The sequence below is a fragment of the Streptomyces sp. NPDC023527 genome (assembly GCF_055560115.1).
In genome coordinates, this window is record NZ_JBVHJJ010000004.1 from 425420 (window position 1) to 451477 (window position 26058).

Below are 26058 nucleotides of genomic sequence, written 5' to 3' on the forward strand. Positions count from 1 at the left end.
GCCCTGCGATCGAGCGCGAAGCGGTCCTAGCTCTCCGCGCTCACGTTCAGCTGGTGGAGCAGGCGGGCCAGTTCCGCGATCTCGCCGCGGTCCCAGTCCGCCAGCTTGCGTACGTACTGGGCCCGGCGGGCGTCGCGGACGCGGGTGAAGCGGGCGCGGCCCTCCTCCGTGATGCGGACCAGGGACGCGCGGCCGTCGGCCGGGTCCGGTTCGCGGGCGACGAGGCCGAGGTCGCACAGGGCGCGCAGCTGGCGGCTCATCGTGGCCTTGCCGACGCCGAAGTAGCCGGCGAGGTCGGTGGCGCGCTGCTGTCCGGCGTCCTCCAGCCGGACCAGCAGGCCGTAGGCCGCGGCCTCCAGCTCGGGGTGGACCGCGCGGGCCATCTCGCCCGAGGAGGCGCGGGCGCGGCGCAGGAAGACGGCCAACTCCCGTTCCAGGGAGAGATAGGCCTGGTCCATACCACTGCCGTCCTCGGCGCGCGGCCCGCTCCCCTCGGGGAACGCAGGTGTCGTCTCGTGCACGTCAGGGCCCTCTCCGGCTTTTCCGCTGCTGAAAACTTTCCTTCACGGCGGCCTGTCGCCGCAGCTCCGCCAGTATTTCGCAGGAGTAGACCAACGGCAGCACCGCGTCCCCCTGTGCCGGACGCGTCCGCCCCCGTAATTTTGGGTATGACATGGCCATACCAATGGCGTCATGTCCGGCTCGACGCTCCCCCACTCCCCCCATGAGCTCCACCCGCTTCACCCGCTTCACCCGCTCCACCCGTGTTCCCCCCTCACTCCCCCCACGAGTTCCTCCGGAGATCCCGCATGCCCGCGCTCAGACACCGCACGGCCCACCGCGTACCGTCCCCTTTACTCGTCCTGCTCTCCCTCCTCGCCGCGCTGGCTCTCCTCCTCACCCTGGCCGGCGCCGCCTCGGCGGGCGGCAAGCGGCCCGCGCACCCGGAGCGGGACTGGATGGGCTCCACCCTCCGGGCCCATGAGCGGCACGGCCCCGGGAACCCCGGTCCCATCCCGCCGCTGACCGCTTCCGTGGAGGGTGTGGACGTCAGCAGCCACAACGGCAACGTCCCCTGGTCGACCCTGTGGAACAGCGGCGTGCGGTTCGCGTACACCAAGGCCACCGAGGGGACGAGCTACACCAACCCCTACTTCGCCCAGCAGTACAACGGCTCGTTCAACGCCGGGATGATCCGCGGGGCGTACCACTTCGCGCTGCCGGACCATTCCAGCGGCGCCGAGCAGGCCGCCTACTTCGCCTCCCACGGCGGCGGCTGGTCCCGCGACGGCAAGACCCTGCCGGGCGTGCTCGACATGGAGTACAACCCGTACGGATCCACCTGTTACGGGATGAGCGCGGGCGCGCTGGTCGACTGGATCGGGGACTTCTTCACGACCTACCGGGCGCGCACCGGGCGGGACGCGGTGATCTACACCTCGACCACGTGGTGGAAGCGGTGCACCGGCAACTACGGCGGCTTCGGGGCCGTGCACCCGCTGTGGATACCGCGCTACGGCTCCTCCGTCGGCGAGCTCCCGGCCGGCTGGGGCTTCCACACCATCTGGCAGTACACCGACACCGGTCCGACCGTCGGCGACCACAACCGATTCAACGGCTCCTACAGCCGGCTGCAGGCGCTCGCCAACGGCTGACGCGCCCGCCACAAGGACAGGGCCCCCGACACATCGGCGCCGGGGGCCCTTCTCGCGTCCGCTGCCGTCAGCCGCAGGCGCCCGCCGGGCGGGTGCGCGTCACCAGGTCCGTGTAGCCGGTCGTGCCGTCGATCCACACCACCTGCTTGCCGCCGGCCGCCGCGGCCGAGGACTGCTCGCCGCGGTTGCAGGAGACCCTGGCCCGGCCCGAGCCGTCCGCCGCGAACTGCCACAGCTTGGGCATCGACTCATTGCGGTACTTCGTGTCCGGCAGGGCGGCGGTGACCGTCACCGCGCTCTCGGAGGCCGTGAGGTCGTAGGGGAAGAGCGCGCCCTCGCCGGTCTCCTTGCTGAGGTCGGTCACGCCCGTGCCGTCGAGGTTGGCGCGGCGCACCGCCATCTGGCCCGCGTCGCTGCCGACCTCGTCGACCAGCCAGAAGACGTGGGTGCCGTTGATGCCGGTCTGGCCGACGGCCTCGGGGCTGCTCTTCTGCCCCATCAGCGTCGTCTTGCCGGTCTTGAGGTCGAGCACCTCGGTGCCCATCACGTACTGGTCGCCCTGGGGGTAGAGCTTGGCGTACGCGATCCGGCCGCCGGAGAGCGACGGCAGGGCCGTCCCCAGTTCGTAGCGGCCGCCGTCCACCCAGGTCGGGTCCTTGTCGCCGGTGCGCAGATAGCCCACGTGACGGCTGCCGAGCTTGTCCATCGTCTCCAGGACGACGACGTCGCCCTCGACCCGCAGGCCGCTCACACCGGTGGTGCTGGTGTAGAGCTTCTTCGTCGGACCGCCCGCGAGCGGCCGGGACAGGACGTCCACGCTCGCCGGGCCGAACGCCGCCCACACCACGGTCTTGCCGTCGGTGGCCGGGTAGACGTGGAAGCGCCCGTCGTTGGGGCTGATCAGCTTGCGCTCGCCCTTGCCGTCCGTGCGGCCGGCCCAGACCGAGTACGGCTCGGAGCCGTCGTCGTTGGACTTCGACGCCACGTACCAGCCGCCGCCCGCGCCCACGCCCGTGTTGGCGGTGTTGAGCCTGGCGGAGAGCAGGTCGGTGTCGACGCCGAGGGCCTGCTCCCAGTTGGTGACGATGCCGTGGGCGTTGAAGGACCGCTTGACGACGTTCAGGTCCTTCGCCGACACCTTCAGCGCCTTGGCGGCGGCGATGACCGCGTCACGGCCCTCGGTGAAGCCGTCGAGCGGGGTCATGTACTCGGTCAGCGCCTTGTAGGCGATCCTGTCCGCGAGCGTCCGGCCGAGGTCCTCGCGGATGTCCCACAGGGCGCCGGAGAAGATCGTGGAGTTCAGGTGCACGCCGCCGTTGTCGGCGCCGAAGCCGACGCCCAGGAAGTTCTTGGAGGTCGTCGCGCCGTCGTTGAGGTTGCGGAAGGCGCACTCGGCCGGGGACTTCGTACGGCAGAGGTTCTCGCCGAGGAGGCCCGCCTTCGGGTCGTCCATGGCCATGCCGGCGGCGTCCGTGTCGATGGCGTTGCCGAAGTAGTCGGCGATCGCCTCGTTCAGGGCGCCGGACTGGCCGGCGTAGACGAGGTTGGCGGAGTGCTCGACGACACCGTGCGTCATCTCGTGGCCGACGACGTCGAGGTCGGCGGAGAGCGTCTTGTACTCGCTGTCGCCGCCGCCGTACACCATCTTGGTGCCGTCCCAGAAGGCGTTGACGTACGCGTCGCCGAACTCGGTCACGCCGACGAGGGAGTTGAGTGCCATGCCCCGGCCGTCCAGGCTGTTCCGGCCGTGGACCTTCTTGTAGTAGTCGAAGACCTTGCCCGCGGCCCAGTGCGCGTCGACCGCGCCGGCGTCGGTGGCGTCCTTGCCGAAGTTCGGGCCCGCCGAGCCGAACGTCCTGATGCCCTCCGGCCAGCGGCCGGACGCCTCGCTGACGTCCTTGCCGCGCGCGTCCCAGGTGGAGATGAGGTTCTTGCTGCTGTCCCACATCCGGGCGTAGTCGGTCATGACGTACTCGTTGCGGGCGGTGTCCTTGTACAGGCCCAGCTCCACGGTGGTGCCGTCGTACGTGACGCCCGACCCGGTGATGCCGGGGCTCACGTCACCGTCGGCCTTGCCCTTGGCGGCCTTCGCCGCGGCCTCGGAGGAGCTCCTGGCGGCCTTCTTGGCGTCGGGGGCCGCCCCGGACTTGCCGAAGGACTTGATGCCGCTGTACTGCAGGACCGGGAAGCCGGCCTTGGCGTCGATGTAGACCTCGCGCAGCACGGGCCGGCCGGTGGCCGGGTCGGTGCCGCGGACGGTGACGTGGTGGGTGAGCACACCGGCGCCCTTGGGCAGCACGACCAGGCCGCGCGAGGTGCCGGTCAGCGCCTGCGCGGCCTTCGACGCGACGCCCTGCTTCGCCGGGATGTCGCTCTTGTCGAGCCGGCTGCCGCCGATGTCGCGGAGGGTGGCGGTGACGGCCCGCTGGACGGCGAGCTCCGCGCCGATCTCGTCCTTCGTGTCGGCCTTCAGGCCGGTGAAGTACTTGCCGGAGGTGCCGGTGACGACCCGCTTGCCGTCCTTCTTCTCCATGCGGACGACGTACTGTCCGCCGAGGACGTCCACGCCGCGGTGCTTCTGCTGGAGCCGTACGGTCTCGCCCGTACCGGCGTTCACCGTCTGCACGGGCCTCAGGTCGCGCCCCGGGTCGGCGATGCGGTAGCGGCTCTGCTTACCGGCGAGGTGGCCGCGGGCGGCGTCGGCCGCGCTGCCGCCGGGCTGCGCGGCCTCCCGGATGCCGTCCACGAGGGCGGGGGTGGAAGTGCCCCGCCCCGGGATCACATCGGCGCCGCTCTTGGCGGGGCCGTCCGCCGCGTGCGCGGGCATCGCGGACACGACAAGGGCGGCGGCGCCCAACAGCGCCGCCGCCCCTGCTATTCCGTTTTTGGTGCCGGGTCTTCCTGAACGTGCTCTGGGCTTACGCAAGGTTCCCCCTCCGTACCTGCCGGAACATCTGTGGTCGGAGGTCATGCAAGCGGCGGGGCGGGAGGGGATCAATGGGGCGTCGTGGCCCATGGACGGCTTTCGGCCGAATGGGGCACGCGTTCAGTCGCGGAGGAAGTCCTCGGTGGCGAGGGTCAGGCCGACGACGGTGTCGGTGAGGTCGATGGGGTCACCGAACTTGATCGCCGGACCGCAGCGATAGGTGCCGTCCTTGGGCTCCGTGAAGAGCTGGCACCGGCCGACGTACGGATCCACGATGAGGTAGACGGGCACCTCTGCCAGGGCATAGGCATCCCTCTTCGGGCCGTAGTCGTTCCGCGCGGTCTCCTTGGAGATCACCTCGGCGATGAACTCGATGTCCCCGTACTGCCAGCGACCCTTCGCGTCCTTGACCGCCCCCTCCTTCAGCGCGACCACATCGCAGGCGAAGCCGTTCAGATGGCCGGGGAAGTCGATGCGGACGTCGGATTTGACGCGCCGCCTGGGGTACTTGGTTCGCAGCTGGTCGTAGATGTCAGCGATGATGTCCCAGTGGTTGTCCCGTTGCGGCGACTTGTAGATAGCCCCCTCGACGATCTCGACCTTGTAGCCCTCGGGGACGGGCATCCGCTCCAGCCTGTCGAACATCCCGTCCAGGCTGAGCTCGTCGCTGTCGGCCATCACTATCCTGTCGGTCAGTTAGATGGTCATCCTGCGCTCCTCCCCGCCGCACACGTTTGCGTGCAGCCGGGTAGTGCAACGATACGTACGCCAAACGGGCACGCGCCCGTACCGCGCCCGCGTGTTCACCCCAGCTTCGCCGCCGCGCTCCGTATCGCCTCGCGGATGCGGAAGTACGTACCGCACCGGCACACGTTGGCGATCGCGTCGATGTCGGCGTCCGTCGGGTTCTTCGTGCGCTTCAGGAGGGCGACGGCGGCCATGATCTGGCCGGGCTGGCAGTAGCCGCACTGGGCGACGTCCTGCTCCAGCCACGCCTCCTGGACGGGGTGCAGCCGGTCGCCGTCGGCGAGGCCCTCGATGGTCGTGACCTCACGGCCCGCCGCCTCCGCGACCGGCACGACGCACGGCCTGACGGCCTCGCCGTCCAGGTGGCTGGTGCACGCCTTGCAGACGTCGATCCCACAGCCGTACTTCGGGCCCCGGATGCCCAGCAGGTCGCGCAGCGCCCACAGCAGGGGCAGGTCGTCGGGGGCGTCGACGGTGACGGACCGGCCGTTGACGGTGAAGGTGTGCGAGGGCACGGAGGGGCTCCAGGGATTCAGCGCGGGAAGGGGGTGAAGTCGACGTCGAAGTTGACCGGAAAGCGCCGGGGGCGCGTGCCGGTGGCACGGGCGTACGCGTTGGCGATCGCCCCGACCGCGGCCGGGACCCCCAGTTCCCCGGCGCCGCCCGGCTCCCCGGCGGCCGGCATGACGAAGATCCGCACCTCCGGCGGGGAGTCCTTCTGGCGCGCGTAGTGGAACTGCGAGTAACTGCCCTCCAGCGGCAGCCCGTTGTCGATGTGCAGTCCGGCGCTGAGGGTCGTGGAGATGGCGTCCGTCAGGCCGCCGAGCAGCTGCGCCTCCAGCCCCCTCGGGTTGACCGGCCGCCCGACATCGGCCGCGATCAACGCCTTGGTGACGCGCGGGCGCTTGGGATCGGTCGCGTCGAGCTCGACGAGGCAGGCCGTACGGGACTTGTACTCCTCGTGGAAGCCGACGCCTTGCGCGTGCCCTGCGGGCATCGACCGGCCCCACCGGCCCTCGCTCGCGACCTTGTCGAGCACCGCGCGCTGCGACCGGTTCTTCAGGACCGCGCGGCGGAACTCCACCGGGTCCTGCCCGAGCGTCGCGGCCAGCTCGTCGACGAGGATCTCCTCCGCGCCGCGCGCGTTCGCCGAGTACACCGACCGCCAGGACGCGGTGGGCATCTTCAGCGGCACCTCGGTCAGGTGCTGGGTGGTGACGCCGAAGTGGTAGGGGCATTTGACGGTGGTGTGGAACAGCGTCTGGGCGAACGTGCCGTTGCCGATGCCGCCGGGCAGCTTGGTGACGGTCGCGGTGAGGATCTCGCCGAGGCCGTGCCGGAAGTCGGTCTCGACGGCGGCCACCCGGTGGTCGAAGCCGATCACGCGGCCCAGCGCGTAGGCGGCCCGGAGCCGGTGGTGGGTGGCGGGCCGCATCCGGCCGTGCCGGGTGTCGTCGATCCGCGACCACATCAACCGCACCGGCCGCCCGGCGGCCTTGGACACCCGGGCGGCCTCCAGCGCCGCGTCGAAGAACAGCCGCCGCCCGAACGAGCCGCCCGCCTGCACCACGTGGACGGTGACCTTGTCCACGGGCAGCCCCAGCTCCTTGGCGATCGTCTGCTGGGCGACGATCGGCGCCTTCAGCCCGGACCAGACCGTCGCCCTGTCGGAACGTACGTCCGCGACGGCCGAGTTGGTCTCCAGCGGCGCGTGGCTCACGAACGCGAAGTCGAACTCCGCGTCGAGGTGCCGGGTCAGAGGCGGCAGGTCCACCAGGGGTGCGGCCGCCGCCTTCAGCTTCGCGCGGATGTCGGCGTCGGAGAGGCCGTCGACGGTCCCGGCGCCCCAGGTCACGTCGAGGGCGTTCTTGGCGTTCAGGGCCTGACCGAAGGTCTCGGCCACGACTGCCACGCCGGTGGGTATCGCGACGACGTCGAGGACGCCGGGCATGGCCCGGACGGCGGCCTCGTTCCGTACCGCCCGCACCGTGCCGCCCAGGGTTGGCGGCCGGCGGACCATGCACGGCTTGGCGCCGGGCACGTCCAGGTCCAGGGTGTACCGCTGCCCGCCGGTGACCATCGCCCGGGCGTCGATACGGGAAGTGGGGGTGGAGACGAGGGTGTGCGCGGACTCCGGCTTGGGCCGGGCGGTGACCGCGCCGAGGTCCCGCGAGGCGGCCGCCGCGGCGAGGGAGGCGTACGAGGCACTGCGCCCGTCCGGCGCGACGACGGCACCCTCCCGCGTGCGCAGCCCGCCGTCCGCCACGCCCCACCGCCTGGCGGCGGCGCGCACCAGCCGCGCGCGGGCGGCGGCCGCGGTGTGCCGGACCGGGTCGTAGAGCGAGCGGATGGAGTTGGAGCTGCCGGTGAACTGTCCGAACAGCAACTCCGGGCGCGCGTCCTCCAGTTGGATCCTCACCTGCGCGAGGGGTATGTCCAGCTCCTCGGCGACCAGCATCGCCACGGCCGTGGTCAGGCCCTGGCCGACCTCTTCCCTCGGCAGCCGGAACGTCACCGAGCCGTCCTCGCCGACGGTCAGGACCAGCATGTGGGCGGTGGGCGCGCCGGCGAGGATCAGTACGTCGCCGAGGTCGACGAGGTCGGCGGTGGCCGGAAGGCCGGGCACGGGCGCCCCGGCGGCGACGGCCGGGGCGGCTTCCGCCGGGCCGAGGCCGGTGGCGACGGCGAGGGTCGGCGCCGCGACCAGGCAGGTGAGGAAGTCGCGCCTGCTGCGCTCCGCGTCCGCCATGAGTGCTCCGTCCTCGCCGGCCCGCCACCGACGCCGGACACCCCACTGATCATTACCAGTGGGTAGCCACGGGACAAGGGCCTGTCCGGCCACTCCCGCTCCTGGTGAGAGAGGTCCGGGCACGTTCCCCGCGAACGCCGGAGCCGGCGGCCCCCGGCCGCCGGCTCCGTCCCCGCGCCCCCGCCGCTACGCCGCGACCGGCACCTCCGCCGAGGTCGAGGCCGACGCCGGCTGGAGCGCCAGCTCCAGCACCTGGCGGACGTCCGACACCGGGTGGACGTCCAGCTTCGAGAGGACCTCCGCCGGCACGTCGTCCAGGTCCGGCTCGTTCCGCTTGGGGATGACGACCGTGGTGATCCCGGCGCGGTGGGCCGCCAGCAGCTTCTGCTTGACGCCGCCGATGGGCAGCACGCGGCCCGTCAGGGACACCTCGCCCGTCATGGCGACGTCCGGGCGGACCTGACGGCCGGACAGCAGGGAGGCCAGGGCCGTCGTCATCGTGACGCCCGCGCTCGGGCCGTCCTTGGGGACCGCGCCGGCCGGGACGTGCAGGTGGATGCCGCGCTCCTTGAAGTCGCCGACGGGCAGCTCCAGTTCGGCTCCGTGGGAGCGCAGGAAGGACAGCGCGATCTGCGCCGACTCCTTCATGACGTCGCCCAGCTGGCCGGTCAGGGTCAGGCCCGCGCCGCCCGTCTCCGGGTCGGCCAGCGACGCCTCGACGAAGAGCACGTCACCGCCCGCGCCCGTGACCGCGAGGCCCGTCGCCACGCCCGGCACCGACGTGCGGCGCTCGGCCGGGTCCTGCGCGGACTCGGGGGTGTGGTGCGGGCGGCCGATCAGCGCCCGCAGGTCGTCGGCGCCGAGGGTCACCGGCAGTTCGCGCTCGCCGAGTTCGTGCTGGGCGGCCACCTTGCGCAGCAGCCGGGCCAGGGCGCGCTCCAGGGTCCGTACGCCCGCTTCCCGGGTGTACTCGCCCGCGAGCTTGCGCAGGGACGCCTCCTCGACGACCACCTCGCCGCTCTCCAGGCCCGCGCGCTCCAGCTGCCGGGGCAGCAGGTGGTCGCGGGCGATGACGACCTTCTCGTCCTCGGTGTAGCCGTCGAGACGGACGAGTTCCATGCGGTCCAGGAGGGGTTCGGGGATCGACTCCAGGACGTTGGCCGTCGCGAGGAAGACCACGTCCGACAGGTCCAGCTCGACCTCCAGGTAGTGGTCCCGGAAGGTGTGGTTCTGCGCCGGGTCCAGGACCTCCAGCAGGGCCGCCGCCGGGTCGCCGCGGAAGTCGGAGCCGACCTTGTCGATCTCGTCGAGGAGGACGACCGGGTTCATCGAACCGGCCTCCTTGATCGCCCGTACGATCCGGCCGGGCAGCGCGCCCACGTAGGTGCGGCGGTGGCCGCGGATCTCGGCCTCGTCCCGGACGCCGCCGAGGGCGACCCGGACGAACTCGCGGCCCATGGCACGGGCCACCGACTCCCCCAGGGACGTCTTCCCGACACCGGGCGGGCCGACGAGCGCGAGCACCGCGCCCCCGCGCCGCCCGCCGACCACGCCCAGCCCCCGGTCGGCGCGCCGCTTGCGCACCGCCAGGTATTCGGTGATCCGTTCCTTGACGTCCGCCAGGCCCGCGTGGTCGGCGTCGAGCACGGTGCGGGCGCCGGGGATGTCGTACGCGTCCTCGGTGCGCTCGTTCCACGGCATCTCCAGGACCGTGTCGAGCCAGGTGCGGATCCAGCCGCTCTCGGGGCTCTGGTCGGAGGCGCGTTCGAGCTTGTCGACCTCCTTGAGGGCGGCTTCCCGCACCTTCCGGGGAAGGTCCGCGGCCTCGACGCGGGAGCGGTAGTCGTCGGTCTCGCTGTCGGGGTCGCCGTTGAGCTCGGCGAGCTCCTTGCGGACGGCCTCCAGCTGGCGGCGCAGGAGGAATTCGCGCTGCTGCTTGTCCACGCCTTCCTGGACGTCCTTGGCGATGGACTCGGCGACGTCCTGCTCGGCGAGGTGGTCGCCCAGCCACTTCACGGCGAGCTTGAGGCGGGCCACCGGGTCGGCGGTCTCCAGGAGCTCGACGCGCTGGGTGACGGTGAGGAAGGGCGAGTAGCCGGAGTTGTCGGCGAGCTGGGAGACGTCGTCGATCTGCTGGACGCGGTCCACGACCTGCCAGGCGCCGCGCTTGCGGAGCCAGCTGGTGGCCAGCGCCTTGTACTCCTTCATCAGCTCGGTGACGGCACCGGGGAGCGGGTCGGGCGCGGTGTCCTCGATGCGGGTGCCCTCGACCCACAGGGCGGCGCCGGGTCCGGTCGTACCGGCCCCGATCCGCACCCGGGCGAGCCCGCGGATGAGGGCGCCGGGGTCGCCGTCGGAGAGCCGTCCGACCTGCTCGACGCGACCGAGCGTGCCGGTCCCCGCATACGCGCCCTCGACCCGGGGCACAAGCAGCACCTGCGGCTTGTTGTCCCCGGTGGCGGCGGCCTGGGCGGCCTCGACCGCGGCCCGTACCTCGGCATCGGAGAGGTCCAGGGGGACCACCATGCCGGGCAGCACCACCTCGTCGTCGAGGGGCAGTACGGGCAGGGTGAGCGGTGTGGACGTGAAAGCCATGATCTCCCCTTCGGCAGGCAAGTTGAGCTACACCGACTCAATGCTTGTCCGCGTCCGGATGTTCCCCCGCCCGCGTTCGCTCTGAGCGATCACCGACGGGAGGGACAGGAGAGCGTCAGGCCGCGCCCGGAAACGCCTTCCGGTAGTCCGAGGGCGACACGCCGAAGTGCTGCGCGAAGTGGCGGCGCAGATTGGTCGCGGTACCCAGGCCGCTGCGCTCGCCGATCCGCTCGATGGACAGGTCGGTCGCCTCCAGCAGCGCCTGGGCGTGCGCGAGCCGCCTGCTCAGGAGCCACTTCAGCGGGGTGGTGCCGGTGGCCGCGTGCAGGCGCCGGAAGAAGGTGCGCGGGCTCATCCCGGCGCGCGCGGCCAGCTCCTCGACGGTCAGCGGCCGGTCGAGGTTCTCGGTGGCCCACTGGAGTACGGGCGCGAGCCCGTCGTCGCCGGCCGGGGGTACCGGCACCTCGACGAACTGCGCCTGGCCGCCGGGGCGGTGCGCGGGGACGACCAGGCGGCGGGCGAGCTGGTTGGCAACGTGCGCGCCCAGGTCGTGGCGGACCAGGTGCAGACACAGATCGAGCCCCGCGGTGACCCCGGCGCTGGTGAGGACATCGCCGTCGTCCACGTAGAGCACCGAGTCGTCCACGTCGACCTTCGGGTGGCGGCGGGCGAGCTCCTCGGTGTGCATCCAGTGGCACGTGGCCCGGCGGCCGTCGAGGATCCCCGCCTCGGCCAGCGCGAAGGCCCCGGCGCACAGGGAGACCATGCGGGCGCCGGAGTCGGCGGCGGCCCGCAGCGCGGTGAGCAGCTCCGGCGGCAGCTCCCGGCCGCCGTCGACGCACGCCTCCGGCACCGAGGGGACGATCACCGTGTCCGCGCCGGCCAGGCCCTCCAGGCCGTACGGGGTGCGCAGCCCGAAGCCGGTCGGGGACGGGTCCCCGGGCCCGCCCGCCGCGCACAACCGCAGGTCGTACCAGGGGTCGGCCAGGTCGAGGTGCGGGATGCCGAAGACCGTGCAGACGACCCCCAGCTCGTACAGGTCCCAGAACGGGACATCGTCGTCGATCACTGCCACGGCCACGGAACCAGCGCTCATGGCGGCCAGCCTATTGGCACGAATCGTTCGAGGCTCGGCAGTCCTGCCACTGTCGGGCCCCGCCGACCGGTGCGAGCGTGGTCCTCACTTGATCAACTTCCTGTGCGACAACGAGGAGCACCCATGACTGTCACCGTTCTCGGCCTCGGCCGGATGGGCACGGCCCTGGCCGGCGCCTTTCTGGCGGCCGGGCACCCGACCACCGTCTGGAACCGCTCGGCCGCCAAGGCCGACGCCCTCGTCGGGCGCGGAGCCGTCCGCGCGGGGTCGGCCCGCGAGGCCGTGGCGGCGAGCGAGCTGGTCGTGGTCTGTGTGACGACGTACGACGACGTCCACGCCGTCCTGGACCCGGCGGCCGACGCGCTGGCGGGCCGGACGCTGGTCAACCTGACCTCCGGGTCGCCCGAGCAGGCCCGCGAGACGGCCGCCTGGGCCGCCGGGCACGGCGCGGACTATCTGGACGGCGGGATCATGACGACCCCGCCCGGCATCGGGGACCCCGCCTTCATGCTGCTCTGCGCCGGCTCCCCGGCCGCCTTCGCCGCCCACCGGGCCACCCTGGCGAGCCTCGGGGACCCGGTGGACCTCGGCACCGACCCGGGCCTCGCGTCCCTGTACGACACGGCGCTGCTCGGCCTGATGTGGGCGGCCCTCGGCGGCTGGCTGCACGGCGTGGCGCTGACCGGCGCCGACCGGGTGGACGCGGCGGCGTTCACCCCGGTCGCCGTCCGCTGGCTGACGGCCGTCTCGGGGTTCATGAGCACGTACGCGCCCCAGATCGACGCGGGCCACTACCCCGGCGACGACGCCACCCTCGACATCCACCTCGCGACGATGGACCACCTCGTCCACGCCAGTGAGGCGCGCGGCCTGGACATGGAGCTGCCGGCGCTGTTCAAGAGGTTCACCGAGCGGGCGGTGGCGGCAGGCCACGGCGGGGACAGCTACGCGCGCCTGATCGAGGTCGTACGGAGCGGGGGCGGCGCGTGAGCCCCACCCCGAAGGAATGGTCCGCGCTGGTCACCGAGGCCGCCGGGCTCGGCACCGCCGCGCTCGCGGCGGGCGGGGAGCCCGACTGGTCGCGGCCCGCCGGTGACCTCGACTGGGCCTGTCACGCGACCCTCGACCACCTGGCCCTGGGCCTCGTCGGCTACGCCGGGCTGCTCACCGCCCGGCCCACCGACCGGTACATCGCGCTCTTCGCCTCGCTGGACCCCGAAGCGCCGCTCTCAGCGCGCCTGGAGGGCATCCGCATCGCTGCCGCGCTGCTCGCCGCCACCGTCCGCGGCGCGGACCCCGCCGACCGGGCCTGGCACCCGTGGGGGCACTCCGACGCGGCCGGCTTCGCCGCCATGGGTGTGGTCGAGACCGTCGTGCACACCCACGACATCGCGCGCGGTCTCGGGCTCGGCTGGAGCCCGCCCGACGAGCTGTGCGCGCCCGTCGTCGAGCGCCTCTTCCCCGGCGCCCCCACCGGACAGGCCCCCGCCGCCACTCTCCTGTGGTGCGCCGGCCGGGCCGCGCTGCCCGGGCACGAACGGCGTACGGAGTGGAGCTGGGACGGCGCCGTCCGCTGAAGCCTTCCCGGCCGCGCCCCGCCCGTCACCCCGTCCGTCGCGCAGGAGGGAGCGGCAGGCGATGCCGGTGAGCAGGGCGATCGGGTGGCCCCAGCTGGCGAGCGGGTCGGCGAACTCGATCAGATCCTGGGCGCACATCAGGCAGGCCAGGCCGAGGACGACCCCGCCCGCCCGGCGCGGCAGCAGGCCGGTCAGCGCGCCTATGCAGGCCATGACGCCGAAGCTGATGCCGTAGTCGAGGCGGTGCAGCGACGCCTCGGGCAGCCGGCCGGCGGCCACGGCGCCGGCCACCGGCAGCTCGGTGGCGAGGGTGGCCAGGACGTGGCCGAGGAGGAAGACGCCCGCGGTACGGGCGCCGCCGACCCGGCGCTCCAGGGCGCTGACGACGACGGCGAAGAGCACGCCGTACAGGGAGTACAGGCCGCCGGCGACCCACAGGGCGCTGGCGACGAGGACGACGAGCGGCTGCTCGGCGAGGTGGGCGGCATCGGTGCTGGAGTCGCGCAGGAGCTGGTCGACGGTCTCCCGCTCGCCGAGGTGGGTGTAGAGGGCGGTGGCCAGGAGGACCAGCCCGTAGACGAAGGCGAAGGGCGTGCCGGTGGGGGTGGGGAGCAGTCGCCAAGGCCGGGCGAGCCGGCCGCGGCCGCGGCGGCGCGGGTCTTCGCCGGGTGCCCGGTCATCGGTGGACCGCGCGTCGGCGGGGTCAACCACACTCACTCGGCCAAGCCCCTTTCCGGCGGGCTCCATCGGCTCTCCGGGCGGCGGAACCCCCCGCCCGTACTCGCAACATTAAGGTCCACGGAGGCCCGGCATTTCAACCTCCGGGCGTGACTCCCGTCACGACCCTCAACCCCGTTCCCGTCCGCTGCGTCCGCCGAGTAAACCGATCCCCGGAGGCTCCGCCATGACCACCCGAGATGTCCGGTTCGCAGCACCCGCCCCCGCGCCGGGCCACCCCGCCCCGCCCCTCACCCTGGACCGCCGCGACGGCCCGTACGGCGAGGTCGCGCTGCGCCGTCGGGGTGACATCTACGAGATCATCGCCAACGGCTGCTTCCTGATGGACACCTCCGACGGCCGGTCCGAGCGGCTGCTGATCGACGCGGCGCTCGCCGCCCTGCCCGCCGGGCGCCGGGGACCGTCCGTCCTGATCGGCGGGCTCGGCGTCGGCTTCTCCCTCGCCCGGGCGGCGGCCGAACCGCGCTGGGGCCGGATCACCGTCGTCGAGCGGGAGGCGGCGGTCATCGACTGGCACCGCGCGGGGCCGCTGGGCGCGTTCTCCGGTGCGGCGCTCGCCGACCCGCGCACGGAGGTCGTCCACGCCGACCTGGTCACCTACGTGCACACGGCCCCCGCGGCCCACGACGCGCTGTGCCTGGACATCGACAACGGGCCCGGCTGGACCGTCACCGAGGACAACGACGGCCTCTACTCCCCGGCCGGCCTCGCGGCGTGCCGGGCGCGGCTGACGCCGGGCGGCGTGCTGGCCGTGTGGTCCGCGCAACCGTCCGAGGACTTCGAGGAAGCCCTCCGGAATGCCGGGTTCGAAGGGGTAAGAACCGAAGAGATCACCGTTGCCCGGGGCGTCCCGGACGTCGTGCACCTCGCGCTCCGTGCCGCGTAGCCGTCCCCTGCCACCTGCCCGTACTCTGCTTGCCACACCTGCAGGACTGTAGAGAATCACGCTACGGGAAGACGCTAGGGGCGGGGCGCATGGAGCAGACACACATCGGCCCGAGCGGTGCCGCAAGCTCCGCCGGGGCCCAGCGACGGGTCCTCGTCGTCGAGGACGACCGGACCATCGTCGACGCCATCGCGGCCCGGCTGCGCGCCGAGGGGTTCCAGGTACGGACCGCCGGCGACGGCCCCTCGGCCGTCGACGCCGCCGACGCCTGGCAGCCGGACCTGCTGGTCCTGGATGTGATGCTGCCGGGCTTCGACGGCCTGGAGGTCTGCCGCCGGGTGCAGGCACAGCGCCCGGTGCCCGTCCTGATGCTGACGGCCCGCGACGACGAGACCGACATGCTGGTCGGGCTGGGCGTCGGCGCCGACGACTACATGACCAAACCCTTCTCCATGCGGGAGCTGGCGGCCCGGGTGCACGTACTGCTGCGGCGCGTGGAGCGGGCGGCGCTCGCCGCGCACACGCCGCGCACCGGCATCCTGCGCCTGGGCGAGCTGGAGATCGACCACGCCCAGCGGCGGGTGCGGGTGCGCGGCGACGACGTACACCTGACGCCGACCGAGTTCGACCTGCTGGTCTGTCTGGCGAACACCCCGCGCGCCGTCCTCTCCCGCGAGCAGCTGCTCGCCGAGGTGTGGGACTGGGCGGACGCCTCCGGCACCCGGACCGTGGACAGTCACATCAAGGCCCTGCGCCGGAAGATCGGTGCGGAGCGGATCCGTACGGTCCACGGTGTCGGGTACGCGCTGGAGACCCCGGCGGCATGAGCGGCGGCGGTACCGGCGGCGGGGCCGCCCGGGAGGACGGCGTCCAGGAGCGCCCCGTGGCCCCGGCGGGGCTGGGCGGCCGGGTCTGGGAGGCGCTGCGGCCCCTGGACCCCTACCGGTCGGTGAAGGCGGCGCTGGGCGCGCTGGTCATCGGCTCGGTGGTCATAACGACCTTCCTGGTCTTCGTCGCGATCCACTCCGCGACCGAGCTGCGCGTGATCACGGTCTTCTCGATCATCGCCTCGCTGCTGATAACCCAGTTCGTGGCCCACGGCCTGACCGCCCCGCTGGACGAGATGACCGACGTCACCCGGGCGATGGCGCAGGGCGACTACACCCGCCGGGTCGGGGCCGGGCGGCGCGACGAGTTCGGTGACCTGGCCAACGCCTTCAACCGGATGGCGGCCGACCTGGAGGCGGTGGACACCCACCGCAAGGAGCTGGTCGCCAACGTCTCGCACGAGCTGCGCACCCCCATCGCGGGGCTGCGGGCGGTGCTGGAGAACGTCGTGGACGGGGTCTCGGCCGCCGATCCGGAGACCATGCGCACCGCGCTGCGCCAGACCGAGCGGCTGGGCCGCCTGGTGGAGCAGCTGCTGGACCTGTCCCGGCTGGACAACGGCGTCGTGCCGCTGCACGCGCGCCGCTTCGAGGTGTGGCCGTATCTGGCGGGCGTGCTGAAGGAGGCCAGCATGGCCAACGGCTCCGGCTCCTCTCCGCACCGCCGCAAGGACGTCCATCTGCACCTGGACGTATCGCCGCCGGAGCTGACCGCGCACGCGGACGCGGAGCGCCTGCACCAGGTGGTGGCCAATCTGGTGGACAACGCCGTCAAGCACAGTCCGCCGCACGGCCGGGTCACCGTACGGGCGCGGCGGGGCGAGGGCGCCCAGTCGCTGGCCCTGGAGGTGCTGGACGAGGGTCCCGGCATCCCGGAGGCGGAGCGGCACCGGGTCTTCGAGCGCTTCAACCGGGGCGGCTCGGGCCAGGAGGGTCCGGGCAGCGACGGCGGTACGGGCCTGGGGCTGGCGATCGCCCGCTGGGCCGTCGATCTGCACGGCGGATCCATCGGAGTGGCCGAATCCCCCCGTGGCTGTCGCATACAGGTCACTCTTCCGGGCGGACCTCGTGATCACGTTTGACGTAGGGTCGGTGGCGGAAGCACGCATTCGAGGGAGTGCGGGGCACGCTCAAGCGAACCCTGATGGGCTCGGGAACAGCGAAACCTGGGGTGTTTCCCGCCAAGTCATGCCCCGAAACCCCTCCGCGAATGTGACTTGCGCGACGACTGGCCCGGGTGGCCTGCATCAACCCCACAGACAGGCGTAGCCTTTATTTCCGCTGTCCATCACCTTGTGAAGCGGAAGAGGGCGGTTGCCGCCGTGTCGCCACAGTCCCCCAACACCTCGAGCATCTCGACCGGCCAAGACGGGCAGGGCAAGAGCCCTGCGGACGTCTTCGGCTCCAATGAGTGGCTCGTCGACGAGATCTACCAGCAGTACCTCCAGGACCCGAACTCGGTCGACCGAGCCTGGTGGGACTTCTTCGCCGACTACAAGCCGGGCCAGACGGCGGCCGCGCCACCGGGTGCGCCCGCTCCTGCGCCCGCTCAGCCGGCCGCGGCTCCTGCCGCGCCGGTGACCGGCGGCGCAGCCGCCGGTGCGAGCGCGCCCGCGGCGCAGCAGGCGGCCCCGGCCGCCGCACCGCCGGCCGCGCCCGCCGCGCGCCAGGCGGCTCCGGCCGCCGCACCCGCGCCGGCCAAGGCTCCCGCCCCGGCGAAGCCCGCCGCCGCCAAGGCCGCCGAGCCGACGGAGCCCTCCGCCGGCCCGGAGTACGTGACGCTGCGCGGCCCCTCGGCCGCCGTCGCCAAGAACATGAACGCCTCGCTGGAGCTGCCGACGGCCACGTCCGTCCGCGCCGTCCCGGTGAAGCTGCTGTTCGACAACCGCATCGTCATCAACAACCACCTCAAGCGCGCACGTGGTGGCAAGGTCTCCTTCACGCACCTCATCGGCTTCGCCATGGTGCAGGCGCTGAAGCTGATGCCGTCGATGAACCACTCCTTCACGGAGAAGGACGGCAAGCCGACCCTCGTCAAGCCCGAGCACGTCAACCTCGGTCTGGCGATCGACCTGGTCAAGCCCAACGGCGACCGCCAGCTCGTGGTCGCGGGCATCAAGAAGGCCGAGACGCTCAACTTCTTCGAGTTCTGGCAGGCGTACGAGGACATCGTCCGCCGCGCCCGCGTCGGCAAGCTGACGATGGAGGACTTCACCGGGGTCACCGCCTCGCTGACGAACCCCGGCGGCATCGGCACCGTGCACTCCGTGCCGCGCCTGATGCCCGGCCAGGGCCTCATCCTCGGCGTCGGCGCCATGGACTACCCCGCCGAGTTCCAGGGCACCTCGCAGGACGCCCTGAACAAGCTGGGCATCTCCAAGGTCATGACGCTGACCTCGACGTACGACCACCGGGTGATCCAGGGCGCCGCCTCCGGCGAGTTCCTGCGGATCATGAGCCAGCTGCTGCTCGGCGAGAACGGTTTCTACGACGAGATCTTCCAGGCGCTGCGGATCCCGTACGAGCCCATCCGCTGGCTGCGCGACATCGACGTCTCCCACGACGACGACGTCACCAAGGCCGCCCGGGTCTTCGAGCTGATCCACTCCTACCGGGTCCGCGGCCACGTCATGGCCGACACCGACCCGCTGGAGTACCGCCAGCGCAAGCACCCCGACCTGGACATCACCGAGCACGGGCTCACGCTGTGGGACCTGGAGCGCGAGTTCGCCGTCGGCGGCTTCGCCGGCAAGTCGATGATGAAGCTGCGCGACATCCTGGGCGTGCTGCGCGACTCGTACTGCCGCACCACCGGCATCGAGTTCATGCACATCCAGGACCCCAAGCAGCGCAAGTGGATCCAGGACCGGGTCGAGCGCGGGCACTCCAAGCCGGAGCGCGAGGAGCAGCTGCGCATCCTGCGCCGGCTGAACGCCGCCGAGGCGTTCGAGACCTTCCTGCAGACGAAGTACGTCGGCCAGAAGCGCTTCTCCCTGGAGGGCGGCGAGTCCGTCATCCCGCTGCTCGACGCGGTGCTGGACGCGGCCGCCGAGTCGCGCCTGGACGAGGTCGTCATCGGCATGGCCCACCGCGGCCGCCTCAACGTGCTGGCCAACATCGTCGGCAAGTCGTACGCGCAGATCTTCCGCGAGTTCGAGGGCAACCTCGACCCGAAGTCGATGCACGGCTCCGGCGACGTGAAGTACCACCTGGGCGCCGAGGGCACCTTCACCGGCCTGGACGGCGAGCAGATCAACGTCTCGCTGGCCGCCAACCCCTCGCACCTGGAGACCGTCGACCCGGTCGTCGAGGGCATCGCGCGCGCCAAGCAGGACATCATCGGCAAGGCGGGCACGGACTTCACCGTCCTGCCGGTCCAGCTGCACGGCGACGCGGCCTTCGCGGGCCAGGGCGTCGTCGCGGAGACGCTGAACATGTCGCAGCTGCGCGGCTACCGCACCGGCGGCACCGTGCACATCGTCATCAACAACCAGGTCGGCTTCACCGCGCCGCCGGAGTCCTCGCGCTCGTCGATGTACTGCACCGACGTCGCCCGGATGATCGAGGCGCCGATCTTCCATGTGAACGGTGACGACCCGGAGGCCGTGGTCCGCGTCGCGCGGCTCGCCTTCGAGTTCCGTCAGGCGTTCAACAAGGACGTCGTCATCGACCTGATCTGCTACCGCCGCCGGGGTCACAACGAGGCCGACAACCCCTCGTTCACCCAGCCGCTGATGTACGACCTGATCGACAAGAAGCGCTCGGTGCGCAAGCTGTACACCGAGTCGCTGATCGGTCGCGGCGACATCACCCTGGAAGAGGCCGAGCAGGCCCTGCAGGACTACCAGGGCCAGCTGGAGAAGGTCTTCACCGAGGTCCGGGAGGCCACCGCCGCCCCGGCCGCGCCCGAGGTCCCGGCCGCGCAGGCCGAGTTCCCGGTGCCGGTGAACACCGCGATCTCCCAGGAGGTCGTCAAGCGGATCGCCGAGTCGCAGGTCAACCTCCCGGAGCACGTCACGGTGCACCCGCGCCTGCTGCCGCAGCTCCAGCGGCGCGCGGCCAGCGTCGAGGACGGCACCATCGACTGGGCCATGGGCGAGACCCTCGCCTTCGGCTCGCTGCTGATGGAGGGCACCCCGGTCCGGCTCGCCGGCCAGGACTCCCGCCGCGGCACCTTCGGCCAGCGGCACGCGGTGCTCGTCGACCGGCAGACCGGCGACGACTACACCCCGCTGATGTACCTCTCCGAGGACCAGGCGCGCTACAACGTCTACGACTCGCTGCTCAGCGAGTACGCGGCGATGGGCTTCGAGTACGGCTACTCCCTGGCCCGCCCGGACGCGCTGGTGCTGTGGGAGGCCCAGTTCGGTGACTTCGTCAACGGTGCCCAGAGCATCACCGACGAGTTCATCTCCTCCTCCGAGCAGAAGTGGGGCCAGACCTCCGGCGTCACGCTGCTGCTGCCGCACGGCTACGAGGGCCAGGGCCCGGACCACTCCTCGGCCCGGATCGAGCGCTTCCTCCAGCTCTGCGCGCAGAACAACATGACGGTCGCCATGCCGACCCTGCCGTCGAACTACTTCCACCTGCTGCGCTGGCAGGTCCACAACCCGCACCACAAGCCGCTGATCGTCTTCACCCCGAAGTCGATGCTGCGTCTGAAGGCCGCGGCGTCGAAGGCGGAGGAGTTCACCAGCGGCGCGTTCCGCCCGGTCATCGGGGACGAGACGGTCGACACCGCGGACGTCCGCAAGGTCGTCTTCTGCTCCGGCAAGGTCTACTACGACCTCATCGCCGAGCGGGCCAAGCGCGGGGCGAACGACACGGCGATCGTCCGCATCGAGCGGCTCTACCCGCTGCCGGGTGCGGAGCTCCAGGCCGAGTTCGCCAAGTACTCGGGCGCGGAGAAGTTCGTCTGGGCCCAGGAGGAGCCGGCGAACCAGGGTGCGTGGCCGTTCATCGCGCTCAACCTGATCGACCACCTGGACCTGGCTGTCGGCGCCGACATCCCGGCCCGGGAGCGGCTGCGCCGGGTCTCCCGGCCGCACTCCTCCTCCCCGGCGGTCGGCTCGGCCAAGCGCCACCAGGCGGAGCAGCAGGCCCTGGTCTCCGAGGTCTTCGACATCTGATCCCGCGGGTCCTGTGAAACGGGCCGGGCCCCCACCGCTACGGCGGTGGGGGCCCGGCCCTTTTCCGCGTTCAGACGGCGGCGACGCGCGGTGCCACCGGGGTCGGCCTCCGTCGGCGGATGGGGTGGGCGGTCCGCGAGATCAGCACGGCCGCCGAGCGGTCCGCCCTGGCGCGCGCCTCGACGGAGAGGGTGCGCACCTGCGGGAGGCCGGGGGGCAGCAGGGCCCCGTAGCCGGTGAAGCGGCGGGTTCCGCAGTGGTCGCAGCGCTGCTCGCCGCCGGAGACGGTCCAGCCGCCGGTGTGCGGGCAGTTGTGCATAAGGCGGCCGAGGGTCATGCGTTCAGCCTCGTCGTGGCGTGTGCGGCGATCCAGTGCGTACGGGCGGCAGCGGTGGCCCGGGACCTTTCGCCGTTCGGCGCCTCGCGCCAGGCGTCCTCCAGCGCGGCGCACTCGGCACACCCGCTCAGATACGGGCGGAGCCCGGCGGCGTTGCGCTCGTCGCGGGTGGCCAGGCGCAACGCGGTGGGGGGAACCTCCCACTCCGGCCCGCCGCCGGGCGCCCGGACCCGCACGCGGTCGCCCCTCTCCCCGATCACCTGGGCGATTCTGTTGTCGCGGGTGTCCATCACGTAGGCACCGTTCCGGTAGGTCATCGCGTTACGCCTTCCTGTCCTCGGGCTCACCAGGAAGGTATGGGCGTGCGGGACCGCGAACCAGGCACGGACCGTGGCAGTTACTGCTTGACGCCCAGGTGCTCGGCCATCTCGCGCATGTCCTGGGTCAGGGTGCGCTTCCGCGTCCGGAGGAGATCGGTCATGACGTATCGGGCCATCGGCTGGTGCTTCAACCAGTGTCCGGAGCTGCGCCGGAGCTGTTGCAGCTCAGCCAGTGCGTCCTGGTGGGAGCCGAGGGTGACATGGGCCTTGGCGACGTCGAGCCGGTGTCGGCCCCAGTTGGCCGGGCTGGGCTTCCCGTAGTGGTTCACAGCCTTCCGGCTGAGCAGGCCCTCGTCGGAGGAGCGCAGCACACCGTGTGCATCACCCATCAGCGACAAGTCCTCGACGACCTTGAGTTGAGCCGTAACGGGGCCGAACTGTCCCCAGTTCTCGCCGAAAGTGACGTGTTCCTTGTTCAGCGCGGTCCCAGCGGTACCGGCCATCCTGCGCGCCTCGCGGGTGACGTCCGGCCGGTTGTTGCGCACACTCGCCGACGCCACGCGGAGCCACAGCTCACCCCAGACGGACAGTTGTCCGGCTCCGGCACCGGAGAGGCGGGGTTCCACCGCCTCGGCGGTGGCAGCCGCTAGTGCTTCGCACTCGTCGAAGCGGTCCTGGCGCATGAGGAGCCAACACATGCCGACCACACCGCTTGCCGCCATGAGCTTCTCGCCGGTGCGGTCTGCGAGCCGGATGCTCTCGGCGAGCGCGTAATAGGCCATGTCGTACTGGCGTACCTGGGTGAGGTACTTGCCGGCCAGCAGCATCGCGTAGGCCCGTACGGTCAGCGCCCGCTGCTGCTCCTTACCTTCCAGCGCGGCGACGCTCGCTTCTGCGGACCGGAGAAGCCCTGGAAGCCTCCTCGCCACGGATCCGTACCGGTCCGCCTGGTAGAGCGCGTGGGTGTCCGTGATGTCTCTCCGCAGCGCTGGCAGGTCAGCGGCGTCCCCGGCCGTGGGCAGCGGAGCCGTTCCGATCCCGACCGGCGGCATCAACGCCTTCCGTAGCTCCACCAAATACCGGCGGTTCGCCTCGTCCCCCACGACCGGCTGCGGCGCCTCCGTCGCGAACAGCGCCGACGTTGTCACACCCAACACCCGCGCCAGCGCGTGCAACGTCTCGACGCGTGCGTCGCCGCCCTGCTCCAGCTTGCGCACGACGCCGACGGAGAGGCCCGACTCCTGGGCCAGGCCCTCCTGGCTGAGGCCGGCCGCACGGCGGAACTTGCGGATGTTGTCTGCCAACCCTGATGACATAGCCCTCACCATCCGTCCGCGACGAGGCTACGCCCACAGGGCGCCCCGCGCCGGACCCGTCAGCCGATGTACGGCTCGAAGTCCCAGTACGGGCGGGTCCGCTGGCGGGCGGAGAGGGCGTGCGGGTGCTGGGCGCCCAGGGTGCGGGTCAGCCGCTGGAGGGCGTCCTGCTCGACCTTGGACGCCTCCTCGTGCTCGCGCAGCGCCCGCAGGTCCGCGGCCAGGGCGACCTCGCAGGACAGGGTGAGGGGGTGGTCCTCGCCGAGGGCGTGGCGGGCCCGGCGCAGGGTGGCGCGGCTGAGCTCCAGGGCGCCCTCGATGCGGCCGTTGAAGTTGCGGCCTGCGGCGGCGTTGAGGGCGCAGCCCAGCACCCAGGGGTGCTCCTCCCCGAGGGTGGCGGCCAGTCCGGCGTAGGCGGCCTCGAACATGGTGAGCGCCTCGGCGCGTTCACCGGCGGCCTGGAGGACGAGCCCGGTGTTGGTGAGCATGCCGGTGGTGATGGGGTGGGCGGGGCCGAGCAGGGACCGGAAGCCGCTCTCGCCCTCGGTGATCAGCTCGCGGGCGTGGCCGAGGTCGCCGTGCTCGCGGGCGTGGTTGCCGTAGTCGACGACGAGGCCGATGGTGGCGTAGTGGCCCCGGCCGTGCACCTGCTCCATCTGTTCGAGCAGGCTGGCCATGGCCCCGCCGACGTCCTGGCCGGCGCCGGCCCGCCGTTCGCACAGGAGGAGGTTGTGGCGGGCGCGCAGGGTCTGGGGGTGCTGGGGGCCGAGGACCTGGAGGTGCAGCCGCATGCCGAGCTCCTGGCGGGCCAGGGCGTCGCGGTAGCGGCCCATCATCCGCAGGTCGCGGGCGCAGGCGATGCCGGAGACGAGGGTGGCGGCGTGCCGGGCGCGCAGCAGGGACTCGCGGCGGCGGAGGTTCTCCAGATCGGTGTCGTACGCCTCGGCGTAGCGGCCCAGCAGTCTGAGGCCCACACCGAGGTTGTGCTGGGCGTTGAGGGTGAAGTAGTCGGCGGGGCCGAGGAGTTCGCGGGCGCTTTCGAGGACCTCGCGCTGCATCTGGAGGGCCTCGGTGTACTGGCCGAGGTAGCGCTGGTCGGCGGCGAGACAGCTGGTGGCGGTCATCAGGGCGGTGGGGTCGGCGGCGGGCGTCGCGGCGCGCAGCCGTTCGAGCATGTCCCGGTCGAGTTCGTAGGCGGCGCGGAAGATTCCGTACGAGCGGAGGATGTTGCCCTGCTGGGCGGTGAGGTCGAGCATCCGCCGGTGCTCGGGCGGGAACAGCTCCGCCCAGTGCTCGCGCACCTGCTCGGCGAGGTCCATGCCGGTGCGGAACTCGCCGCTGCGGTGGCAGTAGCGCAGGCAGTTCAGGACGGTCTCCTGGACCCGCTCGTCGCGGCTGCCGAGGGCGCCGGAGGGTTCCAGGTGGGGCAGGAGCTCGGCGTAGCGGGGCCAGAGCCGGGAGTCCTGGGGGTTGCCGGGGTCGGCGGCGGCGAGCATGCGGCGTACGACGCGGCGGTGGGCCCGGCGCTCCTCCGGCGAGGTGAGGCGGGCGACGATGTCGTGGACGAGGCGGTGCATGTGCACCGACTCCTGCTCGGGGCCCGGTTCGCCGGGGATGGTGCCGCGGGTGTCGCGGGTGAAGACGGAGTAGTTGACCAGGGAGTCCAGGGCGCGGGTCCAGCTGGGCAGGTCGCTGGCGAGCCAGGTGAGGTTCTCGGGCAGCTGGTCGGCGGGGAGGTGGCGGACCAGGCCGATGGGGATGCGGCCGGGGGCGAAGGAGGTACACAGGGTCAGCAGCTCCACGGCGTGCGGCTGGGTCTCGCGGAGCCGGTTGATCAGTATCGACCAGGAGGTGAGGGAGGAGCGCGGTACGCCGTCGAAGTCGCCCTGGTCGGCGAGGCCGGAGAGCTCGCCGTCGCGGACCATGCGCAGATAGTCGGCGACGTCCATGTCGGACTCGCCGAGCCAGGCGGCGGCCTGGACCAGGGCGAGGGGGATGTCACCGAGCTCGGCCGCGACCTCGGCGGCCTCCTCGGCGGTGATCCGGGGGGCGCGGCGCATCAGATAGCCGGTGGATTCGTGGCGCTGGAAGCCGGGGACCTCCAGCGGGATGGCGCCGTTGGCGATCCAGCTGCGGTTGCGCGAGGTGATCAGGACGTGGCCGGGGCCCTCGGGCAGGAGGGTCTCGGCGCCCTCGATGTCGTCCCAGCCGTCGAAGATCAGCAGCCAGCGGCCGTGGGGTTCGCCGCGGCGCAGCGCCTCGTGGACGGCCCGGATGCGTTCGCCCGGCTCGGAGCCGCTGGCCAGGCCCAGCTCGGGGGCGAGTTCGCCCAGGCGTTCGCGCTGGGTGCCGCGCATGTCGGAGTTGACCCACCAGATGACGTCGTAGTCGGAGCTGAAGCGGTGGGCGTATTCGGCGGCGATCTGGGTCTTGCCGATGCCGGACATGCCGAGGAGGGCGCAGACGGCCGTGCCCTGCTCGGCGTCCATGAGGTGTTCCTGGAGGCTGTTGAGCAGGTCGTCGCGGCCGGTGAAGCGGCTGTCGCGGCGGGGCACCTCGCCCCAGACGGCCGGCGGGTCGTTGGGGTAGCGGGAGCCGGGGCCGGCGGGGAGGCTGCGGCGCGGCGGGCCGGTGGGCAGGCCGAGCCGGCCCAGGAGCCGGCGCTCGGCCTCCTGGGAGCCGATGCCCCACAGGTCGACGGGTTCCAGGACGGCGGTGGCGGGCAGCAAGGAGCGGTTGGTGAGGTTGACGGCGGCGAACCGCTCGGCGTTGGTGGCGACGATGCCGCGCAGGGCGTCGCTCCACTCGCCCCCGCGGCGCGGGCCCAGTTGGAAGAACCAGTCGCTCAGGACGAGCAGCAGCCGCCCGGAGGCCATCAGCAGATCGTCGAGCGCGGTCTCCAGGGGGACCTCACGGCGGGGGTCCCAGCGGTGGAGGGTGACGCGGTGGCCGTGGCTCTCCAGGCGGTGGGCGATCCAGGTCGCCCAGGGCCGGTGGAAACCGGCGAAGACGACGACGAAGTGCTCGCCGCCCTGACCCGGCCGGGCCTGCGCACCGGTTCGTTCGCTCATGCGCACGTCTCCCTCATCGCTTCGCACCC

At 72.2% G+C, this 26058-nt stretch carries 18 protein-coding genes and 1 pseudogene; 7 read left to right on the forward strand and 12 right to left on the reverse strand.

Translation table 11 applies throughout. The features are described from left to right. Positions 1-26: 26 nt before the first annotated feature. Positions 27-458, reverse strand: a complete 432-nt coding sequence (locus tag ACZ303_RS11050; RefSeq protein ID WP_467337488.1) for a MarR family winged helix-turn-helix transcriptional regulator — start codon at positions 456-458, stop codon at positions 27-29. 351 nt (positions 459-809) lie between these two features. Here ACZ303_RS11050 and ACZ303_RS11055 point away from each other — a divergent pair, with 351 nt between their 5' ends. After that, positions 810-1655, forward strand: coding sequence for a lysozyme (locus ACZ303_RS11055; protein ID WP_467337372.1), 846 nt, complete (start codon positions 810-812; stop codon positions 1653-1655). Between the two features lie 67 nt (positions 1656-1722). On the opposite strand, the gene ACZ303_RS11060 is transcribed toward ACZ303_RS11055, so the two are convergent. The 6 genes from ACZ303_RS11060 to ACZ303_RS11085 form a co-directional block, all read right to left on the reverse strand. After that, positions 1723-4482 (reverse strand): M4 family metallopeptidase, encoded by a 2760-nt coding sequence (locus ACZ303_RS11060; RefSeq protein WP_467337374.1) that lies wholly within the window; start codon positions 4480-4482, stop codon positions 1723-1725. A gap of 219 nt (positions 4483-4701) precedes the next feature. Beyond that, positions 4702-5259 (reverse strand): Uma2 family endonuclease, encoded by a 558-nt coding sequence (locus tag ACZ303_RS11065; RefSeq protein WP_467337376.1) that lies wholly within the window; start codon positions 5257-5259, stop codon positions 4702-4704. A gap of 125 nt (positions 5260-5384) precedes the next feature. Beyond that, positions 5385-5843, reverse strand: coding sequence for a (2Fe-2S)-binding protein (locus ACZ303_RS11070; protein WP_467337378.1), 459 nt, complete (start codon positions 5841-5843; stop codon positions 5385-5387). Positions 5844-5860: 17 nt separating this feature from the next. Beyond that, the gene (locus tag ACZ303_RS11075; RefSeq protein WP_467337380.1) at positions 5861-8077 is read right to left on the reverse strand and encodes a xanthine dehydrogenase family protein molybdopterin-binding subunit; all 2217 of its coding nucleotides are present in this window, start codon (positions 8075-8077) and stop codon (positions 5861-5863) included. 186 nt (positions 8078-8263) lie between these two features. Continuing rightward, the gene (gene lon / locus ACZ303_RS11080; RefSeq protein WP_467337382.1) at positions 8264-10672 is read right to left on the reverse strand and encodes an endopeptidase La; all 2409 of its coding nucleotides are present in this window, start codon (positions 10670-10672) and stop codon (positions 8264-8266) included. Positions 10673-10787: 115 nt separating this feature from the next. Next, positions 10788-11768: a GlxA family transcriptional regulator gene (locus ACZ303_RS11085; RefSeq protein WP_467337384.1), complete on the reverse strand. Its 981-nt coding sequence runs from the start codon at positions 11766-11768 to the stop codon at positions 10788-10790. A 123-nt stretch (positions 11769-11891) separates the two neighbouring features. Here ACZ303_RS11085 and ACZ303_RS11090 point away from each other — a divergent pair, with 123 nt between their 5' ends. Further along, positions 11892-12758 carry an NAD(P)-dependent oxidoreductase gene (locus ACZ303_RS11090; protein WP_467337386.1) on the forward strand — a complete coding sequence of 289 codons (867 nt, stop codon included), beginning with the start codon at positions 11892-11894 and terminating at the stop codon, positions 12756-12758. Continuing rightward, positions 12755-13102 (forward strand): annotated as a pseudogene (locus ACZ303_RS11095) (maleylpyruvate isomerase N-terminal domain-containing protein); the annotation flags it as partial. The gene ACZ303_RS11090 and the pseudogene ACZ303_RS11095, both read left to right, overlap by 4 nt. Here the strand turns inward: ACZ303_RS11095 and ACZ303_RS11100 are convergent. Further along, positions 12998-14092: a rhomboid-like protein gene (locus tag ACZ303_RS11100; protein WP_467337388.1), complete on the reverse strand. Its 1095-nt coding sequence runs from the start codon at positions 14090-14092 to the stop codon at positions 12998-13000. The pseudogene ACZ303_RS11095 and the gene ACZ303_RS11100 sit on opposite strands and share 105 nt — an antisense overlap. A 157-nt stretch (positions 14093-14249) precedes the next feature. On the opposite strand from ACZ303_RS11100, the gene ACZ303_RS11105 reads away from it, so the two are divergent. The 4 genes from ACZ303_RS11105 (at position 14250) to ACZ303_RS11120 (ending at position 20985) form a co-directional block, all read left to right on the forward strand. After that, positions 14250-14969 (forward strand): spermidine synthase, encoded by a 720-nt coding sequence (locus ACZ303_RS11105; protein ID WP_467337390.1) that lies wholly within the window; start codon positions 14250-14252, stop codon positions 14967-14969. A gap of 89 nt (positions 14970-15058) precedes the next feature. Then, positions 15059-15796: a response regulator transcription factor gene (locus ACZ303_RS11110; RefSeq protein WP_467337392.1), complete on the forward strand. Its 738-nt coding sequence runs from the start codon at positions 15059-15061 to the stop codon at positions 15794-15796. Then, positions 15793-16938, forward strand: coding sequence for a HAMP domain-containing sensor histidine kinase (locus tag ACZ303_RS11115; protein WP_467337394.1), 1146 nt, complete (start codon positions 15793-15795; stop codon positions 16936-16938). Before ACZ303_RS11110 ends, ACZ303_RS11115 begins: the two co-directional genes overlap by 4 nt. Before the next feature lie 240 nt (positions 16939-17178). Further along, the gene (locus ACZ303_RS11120; protein ID WP_467337396.1) at positions 17179-20985 is read left to right on the forward strand and encodes a multifunctional oxoglutarate decarboxylase/oxoglutarate dehydrogenase thiamine pyrophosphate-binding subunit/dihydrolipoyllysine-residue succinyltransferase subunit; all 3807 of its coding nucleotides are present in this window, start codon (positions 17179-17181) and stop codon (positions 20983-20985) included. A gap of 70 nt (positions 20986-21055) precedes the next feature. On the opposite strand, the gene ACZ303_RS11125 is transcribed toward ACZ303_RS11120, so the two are convergent. The 4 genes from ACZ303_RS11125 to fxsT all read right to left on the reverse strand — a co-directional run bounded on the left by ACZ303_RS11125 (position 21056) and on the right by fxsT (position 26029). Beyond that, positions 21056-21322, reverse strand: coding sequence for a DUF6255 family natural product biosynthesis protein (locus ACZ303_RS11125; protein WP_467337398.1), 267 nt, complete (start codon positions 21320-21322; stop codon positions 21056-21058). Beyond that, on the reverse strand, positions 21319-21639 hold the full coding sequence (locus tag ACZ303_RS11130; RefSeq protein WP_467337400.1) for a hypothetical protein: 321 nt from the start codon (positions 21637-21639) through the stop codon (positions 21319-21321). Before ACZ303_RS11130 ends, ACZ303_RS11125 begins: the two co-directional genes overlap by 4 nt. An 80-nt stretch (positions 21640-21719) precedes the next feature. Continuing rightward, the gene (locus ACZ303_RS11135; protein ID WP_467337402.1) at positions 21720-22946 is read right to left on the reverse strand and encodes a helix-turn-helix domain-containing protein; all 1227 of its coding nucleotides are present in this window, start codon (positions 22944-22946) and stop codon (positions 21720-21722) included. A gap of 71 nt (positions 22947-23017) precedes the next feature. Then, positions 23018-26029 carry an FxSxx-COOH system tetratricopeptide repeat protein gene (fxsT, locus tag ACZ303_RS11140; protein ID WP_467337404.1) on the reverse strand — a complete coding sequence of 1004 codons (3012 nt, stop codon included), beginning with the start codon at positions 26027-26029 and terminating at the stop codon, positions 23018-23020. Between the last annotated feature and the right edge of the window lie 29 nt (positions 26030-26058).

Coding starts and splice junctions, on each gene's coding strand:
- ACZ303_RS11050 (WP_467337488.1), bottom strand. CDS start 458: ATGGACCAGGCCTATCTCTCCCTGGAACGGGAGTTGGCCGTCTTCCTG.
- ACZ303_RS11055 (WP_467337372.1), top strand. CDS start 810: ATGCCCGCGCTCAGACACCGCACGGCCCACCGCGTACCGTCCCCTTTA.
- ACZ303_RS11060 (WP_467337374.1), bottom strand. CDS start 4,482: ATGCCCGCGCACGCGGCGGACGGCCCCGCCAAGAGCGGCGCCGATGTG.
- ACZ303_RS11065 (WP_467337376.1), bottom strand. CDS start 5,259: ATGGCCGACAGCGACGAGCTCAGCCTGGACGGGATGTTCGACAGGCTG.
- ACZ303_RS11075 (WP_467337380.1), bottom strand. CDS start 8,077: ATGGCGGACGCGGAGCGCAGCAGGCGCGACTTCCTCACCTGCCTGGTC.
- lon (WP_467337382.1), bottom strand. CDS start 10,672: ATGGCTTTCACGTCCACACCGCTCACCCTGCCCGTACTGCCCCTCGAC.
- ACZ303_RS11085 (WP_467337384.1), bottom strand. CDS start 11,768: ATGAGCGCTGGTTCCGTGGCCGTGGCAGTGATCGACGACGATGTCCCG.
- ACZ303_RS11090 (WP_467337386.1), top strand. CDS start 11,892: ATGACTGTCACCGTTCTCGGCCTCGGCCGGATGGGCACGGCCCTGGCC.
- ACZ303_RS11100 (WP_467337388.1), bottom strand. CDS start 14,092: ATGGAGCCCGCCGGAAAGGGGCTTGGCCGAGTGAGTGTGGTTGACCCC.
- ACZ303_RS11105 (WP_467337390.1), top strand. CDS start 14,250: ATGACCACCCGAGATGTCCGGTTCGCAGCACCCGCCCCCGCGCCGGGC.
- ACZ303_RS11110 (WP_467337392.1), top strand. CDS start 15,059: ATGGAGCAGACACACATCGGCCCGAGCGGTGCCGCAAGCTCCGCCGGG.
- ACZ303_RS11115 (WP_467337394.1), top strand. CDS start 15,793: ATGAGCGGCGGCGGTACCGGCGGCGGGGCCGCCCGGGAGGACGGCGTC.
- ACZ303_RS11125 (WP_467337398.1), bottom strand. CDS start 21,322: ATGACCCTCGGCCGCCTTATGCACAACTGCCCGCACACCGGCGGCTGG.
- ACZ303_RS11130 (WP_467337400.1), bottom strand. CDS start 21,639: ATGACCTACCGGAACGGTGCCTACGTGATGGACACCCGCGACAACAGA.
- fxsT (WP_467337404.1), bottom strand. CDS start 26,029: ATGAGCGAACGAACCGGTGCGCAGGCCCGGCCGGGTCAGGGCGGCGAG.